Here is a 17016-nt window from a genome sequence, read left to right as displayed (position 1 = left end):
GTGGTGCCGGTGGTGCTGTGGGGCTTGGGGGCGCTGCCCGTGTCACTCCTTGACGCTTCCGGCGGAGAGGCCGGACTGCCAGTACTTCTGGAGGAACAGGAAGGCGGCGATCAGGGGAAGGATCGTGAGCAGGGACCCTGTGATCACCAGGTTGAAGATCACGTCACCGCCGATGGTCTGCGCCTGGGAGCTCCAGGCGCTCAGACCCAGCGTGAGCGGGTACCAGTCCGGGTCCTTCAGCATGATCAGCGGGAGGAAGTAGTTGTTCCAGGTGGCGACCGTGGTGAACAGCAGCACGGTCACGATCCCGGGGGCCAGCAGCGGCAGCGCGACCTGGAAGAAGGTCCGCACCTCGCTCGCCCCGTCCATCCGGGCCGCCTCCAGCAGCTCGGTCGGGATCGCCTCCGCGGCGAACACCCACATCAGATAGAGGCCGAACGGCGACACCAGCGACGGGATGATGACCGCCCAGGGGGTGTCGGTCAGCCCCATCTTGCTGAACATCAGGAAGGTCGGGACGGCCAGCGCCGTGGCCGGCACGGCGACCGCGCCGATCACCACGGCGAAGATCGCACGCTTGCCGGGGAACTGGAACTTCGCCAGCGCGTATCCGCCGAGCACGGCCAGCAGCGTCGCGCCGCCCGCACCGAGCACCACGTACAGCAGGGTGTTCAGCAGCCAGCGGCCGAAGATGCCGTCGTGGTAGGTGAAGGTGTCCCGGATGTTGTCCCACAGGGCGAAGTCGTGTGCGAACCACAGGCCGTTGGAGTCGGCGAGGCCCGACTGGGTCTTCGTGGAGTTGATGACCAGCCAGATCAGCGGGACCACGGTGTAGAGGACCATCAGGGCCATCAGGACCGTCAGCAGCACATTGCGCTTCGGCTTGCCCGGGGTGTGCTTCTTGCGAGGGGTCCGCAGCCTGGGCGCTGCGCTCTTCGCGGGGGAGGCGGTGACAGAGGTGCTCATCGGGTCACGCTCCCTTGCGCATGCCGCGCAGCTGGACGGCGTAGGCGACGATCATCGTGATGACGCCCATGATGAGGGCCACCGTCGCGGAGTAGTTGTGCTGCTGGCCGTTGAAGGACAGCGAGTATGTGTAGAAGTTCGGCGTGTAGTCCGTGGTGATCGAGTTCAGGGCCAGCGGACGCAGGATGCTCGGCTCGTTGAAGAGCTGGAAGCTGCCGATGATCGAGAAGATCGTCGCGATGACCAGGGCGCCGCGGATCGCGGGCAGCTTGATCGAGCTGATGATCCGCCACTGGCCGGCGCCGTCGATCTCCGCCGCCTCGTACAGCGAGGTCGGGACGACGCGCAGCGCCGAGTAGAAGATCAGCATGTTGTACCCGACGAACTCCCAGGTCACGATGTTGCCGATGGAGGCGAGCACCCAGCCGGGGGAGAGCAGGTCGGGCAGCGAGACACCGAACGCGGAGTTGATGTCGCCGACCAGGCCGTACTTGGTGCCGTACATGAAGCCCCACATCAGGGTGGCGACCACGGCGGGCACGGCGTACGGCAGGAAGATCGTGATCCGGAAGAAGCCCTTGCCGTAGAGCCGGCCGCTGTCCAGCGCCAGCGCCACCAGCAGGGCGATGCCCAGCATGATCGGCACCTGGACCGCCAGGAAGACCGCCACCCGTCCGAGGGCCGACCAGAACGCGTCGTCCTGAAGGGCCCGCGTGTAGTTGTCCAGGCCGACGAACTGGTTGCCGCCGATGAGCTGGTCGCGGAAGAGGCTCAGATAGACCGAGTACGCGATCGGCGCCAGGAAGACCAGCGCGAAGACCAGCACGAAGGGACCGATGAAACCCCATCCTGTCCAGGAGCGGCGGTCCCGTCTCGCCGGGGGAGGTGCCGGCCGCGGTTCGGCGGCCACCGGCGGTTGCAGCGTCGTCATGTCGTTCCTCGCTCGTCCAGAACTGGAGCCGGCGGTGGTGCGCGGAGATTTCCGTACGCCCCCACCGCCACCATGATGTTTACGTAAACATCAGCCACGCAAGAGGCTGGGCAAGCTGTTATGTTTACGTAAACATCTGATGGCGGCATGTCTACACTGCCCCGATAACGATGGTCAAGGGTCGTCTGGGGAGACCGTGGCACCTACGCCGACAGAGAGGTGGGGACACCGAGTGGACATGGCTCGAAGAACACCGGCCGACGTGCAGAGACGTGCCCGGACCACCGCCTCCATGGCCGACGTCGCCAGGCTCGCCGGAGTGTCGTCTCAGACCGTCTCCCGCGTCTCGAACGGTTACGCGGGGGTTAACGAGGAGACCCGGCGGCAGGTCCTCGCGGCCATGGCCGAACTCGGCTACCGGCCCAACAGCGCTGCCCGTGCCCTCAAGCGCGGCGAGTTCCGCACGATCGGCGTCATCACGTTCACGCTGTCCACCACCGGCAACGTGCGCACCCTGGAGGCGATCGCCACCTCGGCCGCCGAGGAGGGCTACGCGGTCACCCTGCTCCCGGTGGCCGTGCCCACCACGGACGAGGTGCGCGGCGCGTTCTCCCGGCTGGAGGAACTGGCCGTCGACGCGGTCATCGTGATCATGGAAGTGCATCTGTGGGACGCGACGACGGTCAAACTGCCGCCGCACGTCCAGGTGGTGGTGGTCGACTCCGACGCCGGCGACCACTACACCGTCGTCGACACCGACCAGGCGGGCGGCACCCGGACCGCCGTCCAGTATCTGCTCGACCTCGGTCACCGGACCGTGTGGCACCTGGGCGGGCCCGAGAGCTCGTTCGCCGCCCAGCGCCGGGCGGACGCCTGGCGGGCCGCTCTCATCGAGGCGGGCCGCACGCCCCCGCCCCTCGTCCGGGGCGACTGGTCCGCGGAGTCCGGCTACCGGGCAGGCCTCGAACTCGCGGCGCGCGAGGAGTGCACCGCCGTCTTCGCGGCCAACGACCAGATGGCCCTCGGCCTGCTGCGCGCCCTGCACGAACGCGGGCGCCGGGTGCCCGAGGACGTCAGTGTCATCGGCTTCGACGACATCCCCGAGGCGGGCTCCTTCCTGCCTCCGCTCACCACCCTGCACCAGGATTTCGCCGAGGTCGGCCGCCTCTGCGTCCAGGCCGTGCTGCGCAAGATGCGCCCGGACGGATCCGAGCACGGCACGACACTCGTGCCCACGCGGCTGGTCCTGCGCGACAGCGTGGCCCCGCCGCCCGCCGAGGGGTAGTCGCCGCCCGCCGCGGCGGGGGCGGAAGTCCGCCCGCTGGCCGGGCCCCCGCGGGCCGGCTGCTCCCCGGCCGGAACGTTCGCGGGCGGCGGCAGGGTGCGCGGCGGCAGGCCCGCGCGGGGCCGGTCGTCGGCGCCGCGAGTGGGTGCGGCCGCGGGCGCCCCGACTCGTCGGGCCGACGGGGAGTCGGGGTGTCGGGGCGTCGGGTGCGGGGCCGTGGGGTTGCGCGGTGGCCGGGTGCGCGTCGTGGAGCCGGTCGTCACCTCGGGTGTTCGCCCACGGCGCGGACCGCGGTCCGCCAGGCCGTGGTGACGGCGAGCCTGGCCGCCGTCGTCCCGCTCTCCGTCTCCGTGGGCAGGCGCAGCGGCGCGCCCAGATGGACGTGGCAGTGCGGACGTCGTACGGGGGCGGTGAGCGTGCCCGCCAGTTGTTTGGCCGCCGACCCCGAGGCGATCCTGCGGGCCCCCGCGTGCCCCACCGGTACGACCAGCGAGCCGGTCGCCCGCGCCAGTCGGGCGAGCCCGGTGCGGAATGGTTCGGGCGCAGAGACCCCCGCGTCCTTGCGGCGCGGCAGTCCGCCCTCGCCGTAGAGCAGCACGTGCCGGCCCCCGGCCAGCGCCTCGGCGGCGGCGTCGAGGGCCAGCGCCGCGCGGGCCGAACGGCGGTGGACCGGGATGTGCCCCTCGCGCGTCAGCGCCTTGCCGAGCAGCGGGACGCGCCAGAGCCCGGCGGTCGCCATGACCACCGGCTCCAGCTCGAACCGTCGCAGGGCGGTCATGACGACGGCGGGGTCGGCCATCGAGTCGTGGTTGGCCACGAATATGGTCCCCGCGGGAAGACGCAGCTTGATCTCGCTGGTGACGGTGAGCCGTCCGAAGAGCGGCGTCAGGGCGTAGACGGCACGGCTGAACACGAGGGGCCTCCGGGCTGGGCGGTCGGAGCCCCAGTCTCACGGCGGTGGGGAGCACCGCGCCTGAGTACGGCTACTCAGATGCCGGCCGCGCGCCGAACACAGCTGAATCGGCCCGGTGTTCGGCGCGCGGTCGGGGGCATTCGGAGAACAGCCACATCGAAGTGGCGGCGACACCGAAGCGACACCGGACCCTGACGACCCTCACCGAACCACTGCACACGCGAGGCGATGCGCACGACAGCAACGCCCGCGGCGAAACACCGACTCGACTCACCGGAACGACCGACCGAAACGACCGACCGGAACGACCGACCGGAACGACCGGCCGGAACAACTCACCGGAATGACCCGCCGGAACGACCGGCCGGATCGACGCGCCGGAACGCCTCACCGGAACCAGGCGCCCGGCGAAGCCCCTTCCCTGCCCCGAAAGGACGGATCCCCGTGCTCGCCATCATCTCGGCAGTGCTGTTTTTCATCGCCTTCCTGATCAACGCGGCGGACATCGCCACCAACGACACCTTCACCTCGACCAACTTCATGCTGATCGGTCTGACCCTGCTCGCCCTCCACGTCGCGGGCATCGGCAGCGGCTGGGCGGTACGCGGCCGCCGTCGCTGACGGCGCCCTGGCCACACCGCCTCACCTGCCGCACCCGTAGAACCGCACGCCCGTCGTACACGGCGGGCAGCGGGCAGCGGGCAGTGTGCACGGGCCGGACGCGACGGACCGGACGTCCTCCGGAGACCGCCGGCCGGCCCGTGGTCGCGGGCGGGCGCTCCCACAAGGAAAGATGGGACCGCAAGGCAATGGCCAACCGATGTGGAGGAGCGGGCACATGCAGCACGAGCGAGCGGGCCGGACGGCCGGCCCCGAGGATCTCGTCGACGTCGCCCGGCTGGTCACCGCGTACTACGCGCTGCACCCGGACCCGGCGGACCCGGCCCAGCGGGTGGCGTTCGGCACCTCGGGGCACCGCGGATCGTCGCTGAACACGGCGTTCAACGAGGATCACATCGCCGCGACCAGCCAGGCGATCTGCGAGTACCGCGCGGCCCAGGGCACCGACGGCCCCCTTTTCCTCGGCGCCGACAGCCATGCCCTGTCCGAGCCCGCGCGGGTCACGGCGCTGGAGGTGTTCGCGGCGAACGGTGTGAGCGTGCTCATCGACGACGCCGACGGCTACACCCCCACGCCCGCCGTCTCCCACGCCATCCTCACCCACAACCGGGGCCGCACGACCGGTCTCGCCGACGGCGTCGTGGTCACGCCCTCGCACAACCCGCCCGCCGACGGCGGATTCAAGTACAACCCGCCGAGCGGCGGCCCGGCCGGGTCGGACGCCACCTCCTGGATCCAGGACCGCGCCAACGACGTCATCGCGGCCGGCCTCAAGGACGTCCGGCGCGTCCCGTACCGGAAGGCCCTCGCCGCCTCCACCACCGGCCGCCACGACTTCCTCGGCGCCTACGTCGCGGACCTGCCGAACGTCGTCGACCTGGACGCGATCCGCGCCGCCGGCGTCCGCATCGGCGCCGACCCGCTGGGCGGGGCCTCGGTCGCCTACTGGGGCAGGATCGCCGAGCAGCACCGGATCGACCTGACCGTCGTCAACCCCCTCACCGACCCGACCTGGCGTTTCATGACGCTCGACTGGGACGGCAAGATCCGCATGGACTGCTCGTCGCCGTACGCGATGGCCTCGCTCATCGACCAGCGCGACCGGTTCCAGATCGCGACGGGCAACGACGCCGACGCCGACCGGCATGGCATCGTCACGCCGGACGCGGGCCTGATGAACCCCAACCACTACCTGGCCGCCGCGATCGGCTACCTCTACGCTCACCGCGAGCAGTGGCCCGCCGGCGCGGGCATCGGCAAGACGCTGGTGTCGTCCTCGATGATCGACCGGGTCGCCGCCGACCTCGGGCGCCGGCTGGTCGAGGTGCCCGTCGGCTTCAAGTGGTTCGTGGACGGCCTGGTCGACGGCTCGCTGGGCTTCGGCGGGGAGGAGTCGGCCGGCGCGTCCTTCCTGCGTCGCGACGGTTCCGTCTGGACCACGGACAAGGACGGCATCATCCTGGCGCTGCTGGCGTCCGAGATCACGGCGGTCACCGGGCGGACCCCGTCCGAGCACTACGCCGCGCTGACGGAACGCTTCGGCGCCCCCGCCTACGCCCGTATCGACGCGCCGGCCACCAGGGAGGAGAAGGCGCTGCTGGCCAAGCTCTCGCCCGCCCAGGTCACCGCCGACACCCTGGCCGGCGAGGCCGTCACCGGCGTGCTCACCGAGGCCCCGGGCAACGGCGCGGCCATCGGCGGCATCAAGGTGACCACCGCCAGCGCCTGGTTCGCCGCCCGGCCGTCGGGCACGGAGGACGTCTACAAGATCTACGGCGAGTCCTTCCTCGGCCCGGACCACCTGCGCCGGGTGCAGGAGGAGGCCAAAGAGGTCGTCGACGCGGCACTGGCCGGCTGAGTCCCGGCGGGGCGACGCTGCGACGCGGGGCAGGCGCATCGGCCAGGCGACGACCGGCGCGCGTGCCCCTGCGCCCCCAGGCCCGCCCCGCGCGCCGCGGTCGGCCCCGCCTCGCTCCGGCAGAGGGAACGTCGCCGACCGCAGGGCCCTCGCCGGATCGGCGGGACGTGACGCACCCGGTGACGGCGCGACGCCCCGGCCGCCGCATACCTGCTACGGACGGACGGGCGGCCGGCTGGCCGTCCGGGTCCGTCGGCTTGCCCGTCGGGTCTCATCGGAGGGCCGCTATCATCCTATGAGAGTAAAATTTGAGTTTTGCCAGGTAAGGGTGTCGATGGGGCGGTCTTCCCCGTCCTTCCGATGAGCTGCCGTTCCGCCGGAGTGATCGATGTCCCGCATGCGCCGCACGGACGACGGCGACGAGCTGCTGGCCAGGCTCGGTTCGCTGACCGCCCAGGCGCGCGAGCGCGCGGAGGTGCAGCGCTCCCGCGTCGAGCTGGCCCTGGCGCTGCAGCGCGGCATGCTGCCCAGGGACCTGCCGGCGGCCCCCGGGTTCCGGCTCGCGGTGCAGTACGCTCCCGCCTGCCACGGCCTCAACGTCGGCGGCGACTGGTACGACGCCTTCGCCATGCCGGACGGGCGCATCGGCCTGTCCATCGGCGACGTCCAGGGGCACAACATAGAGGCGACCGCGTTCATGGGACAGGTCCGCGTCGGACTGCGGGCCCTGGCCTCCGTCACCGGCGAGCCCGGCGAGCTCCTCGCCCGGACCAACGAACTGCTCGTCTCCCTCGGCAGCGACCTCTTCGCCACCTGCATCTTCATGCGCCTCGACCCCGCCACCGGCGTCCTGGAGAGTGCGCGCGCCGGCCACATCCCGTGTGTGTGGGCCACCGCCGACGGTAAGTCCGGCGTCGCCGAGGACGAGGGCGGACCGCCGCTCGGCGTGCAGGAGGGCATGGACTACCCGGTGACCCGCTACCGACTCACCAAGGGCGGAGTCTTCGTGCTGCTCACCGACGGAGTGGTGGAGGGGCCCACGCTCAGCGTCGAGGAGGGTCTCGAGCAGGTGGTACGGCTCGCGGGGACAGCCGCCGTCGCGGGCATGGAGGCGGACTCCCTCGCCGCCGCGGTGATCAAGCGCGCCGAGCGCGTCGGGCACGAGGACGACGCGGCCGTCCTCGTCGTGAGCCACGACCGACTGGCCGGACCGGAACGTCCCCGGGTTCGGCCATAGGGGCGGTCGCCACGCCCCCCGCCTCGCCGACAGCGCTCCGCCGGTGTCTGATGACTGCTGTGGTGGGTACCCCGGATCTGCGCCGAACAGCCGTCTTCGCCATCGAGACGCTGGCGGTCGCCCTCTGCTACTACGCGGCCGGGCGGCTCGGCCTCATGCGGGAGCTCGTCGTCGGGGGCGCGGTCTTCACCCCCATCTGGCCGCCCACGGGCGTGGCGCTGGCCTGTCTGCTGATCCTCGGGATCCGCGCCTGGGCGGGCATCGCGCTGGGATCCCTCCTCGTCATCATGTCCCTGACGTCGCTGCGGCCCGCGGCGATCGGCAACCTGGCCGGCAACACCGCGGCCCCCGTCTGCGCCTACCTCATGCTCCGCAGGGTGGGCTTCCGCACCGACCTGGCCCGGTTACGGGACGGCCTCGCGCTGGTCTTCCTGGGGGCCCTCACCGCCATGCTGATCAGCTCGACCGTCGGCGTCGGGCTCCTGCTCCTCACCGACAAGATCGACGCGCACAGCTTCTGGGCCGTCTGGCTGGCCTGGTGGGTGGGCGACGCGATGGGCGTGCTGATCGTCACGCCGGTCCTGCTGGTGCTGCACACGCTGCGACGACCCCTGCACCTGTCCCGCTGGAAGGAGGCCACGGGCCTGGCGCTCATCACCTGCGCCGTCGTGCCACTGGCCATCCACAGCCATGTCAGCCTGCTCTTTCTGATCTATCCCCTGCTGATCTGGGCGGCGCTGCGGTTCCAGCTGGGCGGGAGCATGCTGTGCGCCCTCTTCGCCTCCGTCCTGGCCACCATCGCCGCCACCGACCGGACGGGGCCCTTCGTGCACCTGACCCGCGTCGAGGTGATGATCAAGCTGCAGGCCTTCAACGGAACGATGGCCCTCACCGCGCTGCTGCTCTCCGCGGTGATCGCGGAGCAGCGCAACACCAGGCGCTCCGTGGAGCAGGCGTGCCAGGAACTGGCCGAGGTCCTGGAACACCTCACCGCCGGCGACACCCCACCCGGCCGGCCCACCAAGGACGACGATCCCTGAGGGGCCTGAGGGGCCTGAGGGGCCTGAGAGGCCGTCCCGCCGGCGGGACGGACCGGCGTCACACGCGCGCGACAGCCGGGGGCCATGCTCGGGGTGGGCGGGACGCACAGGCGGCGGCCGGAGCGCGGCGGTCTCCTCGTGCTCCCACCGCTGCTCCTCGCCGCATCCGCGCAGTCACGCGGAGCGCCGCCCCCGCGGCCGAGCGAGCCGTCCGCCGTCCTTCTGCCCACGCTGCCCGTCCGCAGGCCCGGCCGGACCTACGCACGCCGCCTGACGCGCGCCGGGACCCCGGGCCGACGCGATTGTCAGTGCCTGCGCCTACGGTTCGATCAGTGGGATCCGCCGGAACGGCCGCGGGTCCACCCTGGGGAGGGGTGTGTCATGTCTACGGGGCTCAGCAACGTGTCGACGACGTATCTGGAACTGTCGCAGGACGACGGCGGCGCGCACAAGTTCTACGAAGTGGCGGTCGCCGGCACGGTGGTGACGGTCCGCTACGGGCGGATCGGCGCCTCAGGCCAGGTGCAGACGACCACCTTCCCCACCGCCGACAAGGCACGGGCCGCCGCCGCGAAGAAGGTGGGGGAGAAGGTCCGCAAGGGATACGCCCCGGCCGTCGCGGGACAGCGCGCCCCACGTGCGGTGACCCGCCGTCAGGTGACCTCGGCGCCGTCCACCGCGCGCGCCGTCGCGCCGGTGCTGTGGCGGTTCCGCACCGGCTCCTCGGCGTTCGGCATCCACGTCGACGACGACCGCTGCTGGGTCGGCAACCAGGCCGGCGACGTCTACACGCTGGACCACGACGGCGGCGTCCTCGCCCGCTTCAGTCTGCCGGACGGCGTGAAGTGCCTGGTCGCCGACGACTTCTGGATCTACGCCGGCTGCGACGACGGCAAGGTCTACGACCTGTCCTCGAAGCTGCCCTACGCCGCGTACGACATCACGGCCGACGTGGACATCTTCTGGCTGGACATCCACGAGGGCATCCTCAACGTCTCGGACCGGGGCGGCCGGCTCACCGTCATCGACCACGAGGACGAGCACCAGTGGGCGCGCCGCAGCCAGGGCGAGCACGCCTGGATGGTGCGCGCCGACGACCGGGCCGTCTACCACGGACACCACCGGGGGGTCACCGCCTACGCGCCCGACGGCGGCGGCGAACTCTGGCACACGCCCACCCGGGGCGGCGTCCTGTTCGGCTGGCAGGAGGAGGACGCCGTGTACGCGGGGACCGCGCACCGGGTGGTCCAGCGGCTGTCGAAGGCCACCGGGGCGGTCGAGGCCACGTACGGCTGCGACAGCGCGGTGTACTCGTGCGCCACCTCGCCGAGCGGACGGTTCGTGTTCGCGGGCGACGCGTCGTCGTCCGTCTACTGCTTCGACCGGGACGGCACCCGGCTGTGGAAGCTCGGCACCGGCGGCGGATCCGCGCTGTCGATGCAGTACCGCGACGAACGGCTGTACCTGGTGACCACGGACGGCTCGCTGGTGTGCGTGGACGCGAGCGAGGCGGCCGTCGACGCCGCCCAGCAGGGCACGGTGCCGGTGGCGCGGGACGTCAAGCTCGCCGCCGCTCTGCCGACCTACGCGCCCGCCACGGCGGTGAGCGCGGTGGCCACCGTGGCGCAGGCTCCGGTGGGCTCGATCGTCGTCGAGTGCGTCCAGCGGGCCGGACGTGTGCGGGTGCACGTGGTGTCCGACGGCTACGACGCGACCTGGAACGTCCAGTTTCCGCGTGAGATACGGGAACCCGGCGCGCGCTACGTCGTCGACGCCCTGCACCCGGCCGCCGGCGGCTTCTACCGGGTCCGCGGCGACATCCGGCGACTGCTGTGATGTCAGGCCTGACCGGCCTCGCGATCGAGCCCGCCGGCCGCACCGCTCCCCGCACCGCCCGCCGTCGTGCCGGTCCTCGCGGGGCGGCACGGCGGCGGGCGGGTCAGGGGTGGGCGGGTCAGGGCCCGTCCGGGCGGCCCGCGGTCACGGCTTGCGGCCGAGGCCGCCGTGTTCGCCGATGGGGTCCAGCGCCGTGGAACCGGCCTCGGGCCGCCACAGAGGCACCGAGACGACGCCAGGGTCCAGCAGCTCCAGGCCGTCGAAGTACGCCGTGATCTCGTCGACCGAGCGCAGGTTGTACGGGACGGCGCCGCTCTCGTTGTAGTCGTCCTGGGCCTGCTCGAAGACCGGGTCGACGCCCCGCGAGCCGTCGTTGACGGCCAGGTAGCTGCCGGACGGCAGCGCGGCCATCAGGTCGGTGACGATGCCACGGGCCCGCGCGTGATCGGAGACATGGCCGAGGATGTTGCTGAGGATGAGCGCGGTGGGCCGGCCGAAGTCCAGCGTCTCGGCGGCGGCCGCCAGGATGCGCTTCGGGTCCAAGACGTCGGCGTCGACGTAGGCGGTCGCGCCCTCGGGGGTCGAGCTGAGCAGGGCGCGGGCGTGGGTGAGGACCAGGGGGTCGTTGTCGACGTAGACGATCCGCGACTCGGGGGCGAGCCGCTGGGCGACCTCGTGGGTGTTGTCGGCGGTCGGCAGGCCCGTGCCGACGTCGAGGAACTGCCGGACGCCCGCCTCCGACACCAGATACGTGATGGTCCGCCGCAGGAAGGCGCGACTGCTGCGGGCGATGGTGACGATGCCGGGGAAGACGGCCGTGTAGGCGTCGCCGGCCTGCTCGTCGACGGGGTAGTTGTCCTTGCCTCCCAGCCAGTAGTTCCAGATGCGCGCCGAGTGGGGCACCGACGTGTCGATGGGCTGGTGGGCCGCTGACGTGGTCTCAGGGTCGGTCATGGTCGTCGTCCGTCTTTCACCGAGGCGTGAGCAGTTCTGGCCACAACTTACGTTCCAACGGCCCGCTTGCGTACATCAGTTCACCCATCCGTCCACGCGACGTCCCGTCATGTCCGGTCTGCCTCGCGTGGACGGCCGCGATCAGTGGCCGCCGGACGGGGGCTCGCAGTCGGTGCCGTCGGGGTAGCCGCCGAAGGCGTCCGCCCGGGTCTTCTCGCGGTCGATGCCGCCCTCCAGGCACAGAGGGCGGGCGACGACGAGGAAGCTCACCCCGGTGGGGCCGTTCTGGGACGCCCGCACGTCCCCGGCGGCGTACCCCAGACCGGTCAGCGCGGCGCGAGTGCTCTGCGGACTGAAGTCGCCCCGCTCGCGCAGCGGTTCCAGCACCCGCTCGATCCGCCGGACGGCCGCCAGCCCGTCGCAGCGGCTCCGGCCGTGCAGGGGGAGGGGGACCATGAACCCGTGGTTCTCGGCGTAGTGGTCGGGGGGCGCGGTGGCGGGCCCCGAGGAGGCCGCACTCGGGGTGGGCGTCGGCGCGGCGCTCTCGCCGGGGCACGGGAAGTCCGCCGGCGCGCCCGGCGTCGTCACCGCGGCCCGTGACGGGCTGCCGTCCCCGGCGTCCTGTCCCGCACGCTGGGTCCCGCACCCCGCCGCGAGCAGGGTCAGCGCGGCCAACAGCGTTGCTGTGAAGGCGGTTTCGGGGCGTCCGGTCTTCGTCATCGGATCTCTCCCTCGTGGATGCCCCGGCCTTCGGGCGGGGCGGAAAACGGAGTTGCGGAGTAGGGCGGGCGAAGCCGGTTCGCCGCCGGGGCGGCTCGGAGGCCTCTGTCCGCATCATCCGTGAGAGCGGCCTCGGCCGCCTCCCACCCCGGTAGCACGGACGACCGCATCCGCCGCCAGGAGCGGCGCGGCCGTCACTTCACGGACTCCAGGACCTGCGCCAGGCGCGAGACGGCGCTCAGCTCCGGCAGGCGGCCCAGACAGGCCACCACCTGACCGCTCGCGAACTCGCGCTGTGCCTCCGTCGCGGTCGGATCGATCGCACACTCGGCCTGGACGCGGACGTAGTTCAGGGCCGTCGCGAACAGTGCCGAGAACGACTCCAGCCCCCGGACGACCGGACCGCCTCCGGCGTCCCGGTACGCCCGCACCATCCGCAGGGCGGATCCGGCGTCGAAGTCGTTGCCGCCGGACCACACGTAGACGGCCCGGGCGAGTTCCCGTCCCGCCGAGATCGGCCCGGCGTTGTCCCAGTCCAGGAGCACCGGACCGGTGGCGCCGAGCAGCACGTTCTGCGGCTGCACGTCGAGATGCGACATGACGACGTCACCGGCCCCGGACGGGGTGACATGCCTCGCGAGTTCCCTGGCCGACGTCGCGACGAACCGGCCCAGCGCGTCCGACCACGGCATCCCGCACCGGCGCACCTCCCCGTACAGCCGATCCCAGTCGGCTTCCCCGGGGCACTGCTCGTACCAGGGACCGGGCGTCCCGGCCGTGACCGCCCCGGCCGTGTGCAGGACGGCCAGCGTGCGGCCGCACCAGCTCAGGATCTCCGGATCGGACGTGTCCGGCCGAGCGCCGTCGATCCACTCGTACACCTTGACCGAGGACCCCTCGGGGACCGAGGACCCCTCGGGCCCGGGGGCGAGTTGCGAGACGCAGGCGCCGTGACGGTTCGGGAACAGCCGTGGCGAGGCGACCCCCAGCTTCTCCGCGGCCGTCCGCAGCCGGGACTCCTCGAGCACCTGCCTCACGTCGCATCCGAAGAGCATCTCCTTGACCGCCCAGGAGGAACCCCGCCCGGACAGCTTCCAGATCCGGCCCAGCGCACCCCGGGCGACCGGCTGTATCGTCCACGGTCCCTCGCCGAGGTCGTACAGGTCGGCGACGCGAGCGGCCGTGATCTCCATGCGAGTGCCTTCCGGGGTGCGGTGGGGGAGTCGTCGGGGGGTGACGGCTACGGCTTGATGCCCACCCCGGTCCAGAGGCTGACCTCGGCGTCCGTCGCCTCGACCGGACCGTCCGGACGCCAGCGGTGGCCGACCGTGACGCCGGGCTCGAGCAGCTCCAGCCCGTCGAAGAAGCGGATGACGTCGTCCCGTGAGCGGAACTGCACCGGCGTGCCCGCGCCGGTGTAGATGTCGGTCACCTGCTGCCAGGTCGACGGGTCGAAGTCGGGCGTGCAGTGACTCAGGGCCAGCGCGCTGCCCGAGGGGACCACGTCCAGCAGACGCGTCACGATGCCGTACGGGTCCTGCGCGTCGGTGACGAAGTGCATCAGGGCGTTGAGGGACAGGGCGACGGGCTGCTCCAGGTCCAGCACCTCGGCCAGCGCGGGCGCGTCGAGCAGCGAGGCGGGGTCGTTGACGTCCCCGTGGACGTAGGCCGTGCGCCCCTGCGGCGTGCTGCGCATCAGGCGCTCGGCGTACTTCAGGACCAGCGGGTCGTTGTCGGCGTAGACCACCCGCGCCTCGGCGACGACGGACTGGGCGACCTGGTGCAGGTTCGGCTCGGTCGGGATGCCGGTGCCGATGTCCAGCCACTGCCGTATGCCGTGTTCCCGGGCGAGGACCCGGGTGGCCCGGTGCATGAAGGCGCGGTTCTCGCGGGCGCACACGAAAATGCCCGGGTAGACGCCCGCGACGGACTCCGCGGCCTGCTCGTCGACCTCGAAGTGGTCCTTGCCGCCGAGGTAGTAGTCGTACATCCGGGCGGAATGCGGCCTGCTGGTGTCGATGTCCCGCGGGAGGTTCGAGGTGGTCATCCTGTGCCTTTCGGTGGTGTGCGTGGGGGATGCCGGGCAGGCCGGGGACGTCAGGGACGGCACCGGGTCCTGCCCGTCGTGCTCGGGTTCAGCCGGCCGCCAGATGGTCGGCGAGCCCCCGTTTGACACCCGTGACGAACGCGGCGATCTCCTCGGGGGTGTAGATCAGCGCGGGCCCGGCCGGGTCGGTCGACTGCCGCAGGGCCACGCGGCCGTCGGCGAGCTGCTTGGTCTGCACGCACTGGCCCCCGTTCGGCCCGCTCCACGGGGACTCCCAGCCGTGGTCGCCCAGGTCGGAGGCGGGCATCCCGTTGTAGACGTCGTGGGCGTGGCGGTCACCGCCGTCGATGCCGGTCATGAGTACTCCTTGCGCATGCGGTTCAGGAGTGCCCTGCTGTCCGTGTCCGAGGTCAGCAGGGACATGCGGTTGTGGGCCTCCAGATGCGCCACGACGTCCGAGCGCTGGTCCAGGTACACGGCGCCCGAGAGGATCTCGGTGTAGACGATGTCGGGCAGCTCCGGCTCCTCGAAACGGAAGTAGGTGAACGGTGCGCACGCCCCGACGTGCGCACCGGCCGTGAACGGCACGATGTCGACGCTCACATGCTCCAGCTCCGACACCTCCAGCAGCCGGTCGATCTGCTCCCGCATCACCTCGGGGCCGCCCACCATCCGGTGCAGCACGGCCTCCTCCAGCACCGTCCACAGCGTGGGGGCGCCGGCTCTCTCCAGCAGGCTCTGACGGCGCAGCCGCAGGTCCACGCGCCGCTGCAGATCCTCGTCCCGGTCGCTCGGGAAGCCGCCGCCGAGGACCGCGCGCGCGTACCGGGGGGTCTGCAGCAGCCCCGTGACGTAGTGCGGCTCATAGGTGCGCAGGGTGCACGCCCCGGTTTCCAGGCTGACGTAACCGCTGAACCAGCTCGGCAGCACATCGCGGTACGGGTGCCACCAGCCGGGCTCGTTGGCCCGCTCGGCGAGGGCGACGAACTCCTCGATCTCCTGCCGGTCGGCCCCGTAGGTGTCGAGCAGGATCTCCACGTAGAGCGGCTTGAGGCCGACCTCCGCCTTCTCCAGACGGCGGATGGTCAGCGGCTTGACGCGCAGCGCTCTGGCCGCGTCCTCCAGTGACGCACCCGCGTTCTGGCGCCGCTCCTGCAGCCGCCGGCCGAGGATCATGCGCAACACGGTGGGCGCACTGCTGCTGCCCGTGCCCGAACGGCCTTCGCTCACGCCGTGCCTCCTGAGGGACCGTCACCCTGATAAGTCCGACAGCGCCCTGATGGCGCGACCGGACGGATACCGGCTTGCTGAAATTATCAGGCAGTCGGTTGCAGCCTGAACTCAGGTGCGAGCATAGTTACTCACGTGAACCGCGCCGTCGAACATCAACGTTCCCCCGTCAAGCTCCTTCACCCACAACGGAGTTGGGCTGCCGGAGCGATCGCGGCGCAGGGGCCCTGCACAACACCCCCGTCTTCCGCGGCCCCTTGCTCACCTTCCCCGGCCTCCGGCCGCTGCTCCTGCCCCCCACGGAAGGCGTCCACCGTGTCCCCCCACACGACTTCTCCCCGGCCGTTGGACACCTGGAGTCCTGATCGCACGCACTGGCTCGAACTCCCCGCCCAGCGCTCCAGCGTCTCGGTGGCCCGCCGTTCGATGGACGCGCGGCTGACGGCGTGGCGGCTGCCCGGCGAGCTGTGCGCGGACGCCGTTCTGCTGGTGTCCGAGCTGGCCACCAACGCCGTGCGACACGCGCTCGGCACCCGGTTCCTGTGCGGGGTCGGGCTGGTCGGCGCGGGGTGCCTGCGGCTCGAGGTGCACGACCAGGACCGCTCGTGCCGCGTCCTGCCCCGCCGCGAGCCCGGCCCGGACGACGAGGGCGGCCGCGGACTGCTCCTCGTGGAGCAGCTCGCCCAGACCTGGGGCGTCGACCGGTCGCGACTCACCGGCGGCAACGCGATATGGGCGAACCTGACGGCATGACGGGTCTGACGCCTGACGGGTCTGACGCCTGACGGCTCGACGCCTCTGCGGGCCTGACGGGGCCCGGTCCGGACCGGAGGCGAGATCTCGCGCGGTCGGGCGGCGCGCGGCAGGCGGCGCGCACCCGCCACCCGCCACCCGCCACCCGGAGTCCGCCGTCGACGCCCGCGGCGCCGCGCCCGTCGTCCTCGGTGCGGCGCCGGGCCCGCCGTCCTCACCGGGTGGCGGGCCCGGCGCCGCACACGCGGCCGCCGGCCGCCGGCCGCGAAAAGACGGCCGGCATTCCCGCGAGGGCCGCCCCCTCGGCCCGCCCGCGATCAGACCGCCTGCGCCACGGGCCCCGCGGCGCAGGCAGGCAGCTAGTGCCGCAGCAGGCAATGTTCGCCCCGTCACGACGCCTGGCACGCACTCTCGCCGCACCGGGCGAAAGCCCGAGTACATCCAGTACGAGTGCTTCCGCCCGGCACGCCGACAGCACGCACCAGACGCCGCTCCTTCTCGGGCGAACATTGCCTGCCGCGGCACTAGTAGAGCTTGGTCAGCTTCACTCGTGGGTGGCGTGTCTGTTGGTGTGCGGGTGTCGTTGGGATGGTGTGACACCTGAGGAGATGGCCGGGGTCCGGGA

Annotated in this window: 16 protein-coding genes; 7 read left to right on the top strand and 9 right to left on the bottom strand. The window is 71.9% G+C overall.

Features of this window, described 5'->3' with window-relative positions; all coding sequences use genetic code 11:
- Positions 1 to 42 precede the first annotated feature (42 nt).
- Both IE239_RS25490 and IE239_RS25485 read right to left on the bottom strand, forming a co-directional pair.
- Positions 43 to 966 carry a carbohydrate ABC transporter permease gene (locus IE239_RS25490; RefSeq protein WP_190151727.1) on the bottom strand — a complete coding sequence of 308 codons (924 nt, stop codon included), beginning with the start codon at positions 964 to 966 and terminating at the stop codon, positions 43 to 45.
- A gap of 4 nt (positions 967 to 970) precedes the next feature.
- Positions 971 to 1897, bottom strand: a complete 927-nt coding sequence (locus tag IE239_RS25485; RefSeq protein WP_190151726.1) for a carbohydrate ABC transporter permease — start codon at positions 1895 to 1897, stop codon at positions 971 to 973.
- A 238-nt stretch (positions 1898 to 2135) separates the two neighbouring features.
- Here IE239_RS25485 and IE239_RS25480 point away from each other — a divergent pair, with 238 nt between their 5' ends.
- Positions 2136 to 3182, top strand: coding sequence for a LacI family DNA-binding transcriptional regulator (locus tag IE239_RS25480; protein ID WP_229878306.1), 1047 nt, complete (start codon positions 2136 to 2138; stop codon positions 3180 to 3182).
- A 259-nt stretch (positions 3183 to 3441) separates the two neighbouring features.
- Here the strand turns inward: IE239_RS25480 and IE239_RS25475 are convergent, their stop codons facing one another.
- The gene (locus IE239_RS25475; RefSeq protein WP_190151725.1) at positions 3442 to 4095 is read right to left on the bottom strand and encodes a lysophospholipid acyltransferase family protein; all 654 of its coding nucleotides are present in this window, start codon (positions 4093 to 4095) and stop codon (positions 3442 to 3444) included.
- Positions 4096 to 4539: 444 nt separating this feature from the next.
- Between IE239_RS25475 and IE239_RS25470 the strand changes: the two genes are divergently transcribed.
- The 5 genes from IE239_RS25470 (at position 4540) to IE239_RS25450 (ending at position 10687) form a co-directional block, all read left to right on the top strand.
- Positions 4540 to 4716: a hypothetical protein gene (locus IE239_RS25470; RefSeq protein WP_190151724.1), complete on the top strand. Its 177-nt coding sequence runs from the start codon at positions 4540 to 4542 to the stop codon at positions 4714 to 4716.
- A 217-nt stretch (positions 4717 to 4933) separates the two neighbouring features.
- The gene (gene pgm, locus IE239_RS25465; RefSeq protein WP_190151723.1) at positions 4934 to 6574 is read left to right on the top strand and encodes a phosphoglucomutase (alpha-D-glucose-1,6-bisphosphate-dependent); all 1641 of its coding nucleotides are present in this window, start codon (positions 4934 to 4936) and stop codon (positions 6572 to 6574) included.
- A 388-nt stretch (positions 6575 to 6962) separates the two neighbouring features.
- Positions 6963 to 7811, top strand: a complete 849-nt coding sequence (locus IE239_RS25460) for a PP2C family protein-serine/threonine phosphatase (protein WP_190151722.1) — start codon at positions 6963 to 6965, stop codon at positions 7809 to 7811.
- A gap of 59 nt (positions 7812 to 7870) precedes the next feature.
- Positions 7871 to 8851 carry an MASE1 domain-containing protein gene (locus IE239_RS25455; RefSeq protein ID WP_373308143.1) on the top strand — a complete coding sequence of 327 codons (981 nt, stop codon included), beginning with the start codon at positions 7871 to 7873 and terminating at the stop codon, positions 8849 to 8851.
- Between the two features lie 381 nt (positions 8852 to 9232).
- On the top strand, positions 9233 to 10687 hold the full coding sequence (locus tag IE239_RS25450) for a WGR domain-containing protein (protein ID WP_190151720.1): 1455 nt from the start codon (positions 9233 to 9235) through the stop codon (positions 10685 to 10687).
- Between the two features lie 144 nt (positions 10688 to 10831).
- Here the strand turns inward: IE239_RS25450 and IE239_RS25445 are convergent, their stop codons facing one another.
- The 6 genes from IE239_RS25445 to IE239_RS25420 form a co-directional block, all read right to left on the bottom strand.
- The gene (locus IE239_RS25445; RefSeq protein ID WP_190151719.1) at positions 10832 to 11641 is read right to left on the bottom strand and encodes an SAM-dependent methyltransferase; all 810 of its coding nucleotides are present in this window, start codon (positions 11639 to 11641) and stop codon (positions 10832 to 10834) included.
- A 141-nt stretch (positions 11642 to 11782) separates the two neighbouring features.
- Positions 11783 to 12361, bottom strand: a complete 579-nt coding sequence (locus IE239_RS42335) for a hypothetical protein (protein WP_229878305.1) — start codon at positions 12359 to 12361, stop codon at positions 11783 to 11785.
- A gap of 194 nt (positions 12362 to 12555) precedes the next feature.
- Complete coding sequence (locus tag IE239_RS25435) at positions 12556 to 13554, bottom strand: phosphotransferase (protein ID WP_190151718.1); 999 nt, start codon at positions 13552 to 13554, stop codon at positions 12556 to 12558.
- A gap of 47 nt (positions 13555 to 13601) precedes the next feature.
- Positions 13602 to 14408 carry an SAM-dependent methyltransferase gene (locus IE239_RS25430; protein ID WP_190151717.1) on the bottom strand — a complete coding sequence of 269 codons (807 nt, stop codon included), beginning with the start codon at positions 14406 to 14408 and terminating at the stop codon, positions 13602 to 13604.
- 88 nt (positions 14409 to 14496) lie between these two features.
- Positions 14497 to 14766: a DUF397 domain-containing protein gene (locus IE239_RS25425; protein ID WP_190151716.1), complete on the bottom strand. Its 270-nt coding sequence runs from the start codon at positions 14764 to 14766 to the stop codon at positions 14497 to 14499.
- Entirely contained in the window at positions 14763 to 15638 is an 876-nt protein-coding gene (locus IE239_RS25420) for a Sco1979 family transcriptional regulator (protein WP_190151715.1), read from the bottom strand. The genes IE239_RS25425 and IE239_RS25420 overlap by 4 nt, the downstream gene beginning before the upstream one ends.
- A 315-nt stretch (positions 15639 to 15953) precedes the next feature.
- Between IE239_RS25420 and IE239_RS25415 the strand changes: the two genes are divergently transcribed.
- The gene (locus IE239_RS25415) at positions 15954 to 16391 is read left to right on the top strand and encodes an ATP-binding protein (RefSeq protein ID WP_190151714.1); all 438 of its coding nucleotides are present in this window, start codon (positions 15954 to 15956) and stop codon (positions 16389 to 16391) included.
- The last annotated feature ends 625 nt before the right edge of the window (positions 16392 to 17016 follow it).

The sequence above is a fragment of the Streptomyces humidus genome (genome assembly GCF_014649655.1).
Taxonomy (GTDB): Bacteria; Actinomycetota; Actinomycetes; order Streptomycetales; family Streptomycetaceae; genus Streptomyces; species Streptomyces humidus.
The sequence above is the reverse complement of the archived record's forward strand: the minus strand, read 5'-3'. Positions and strand labels throughout refer to the sequence as shown.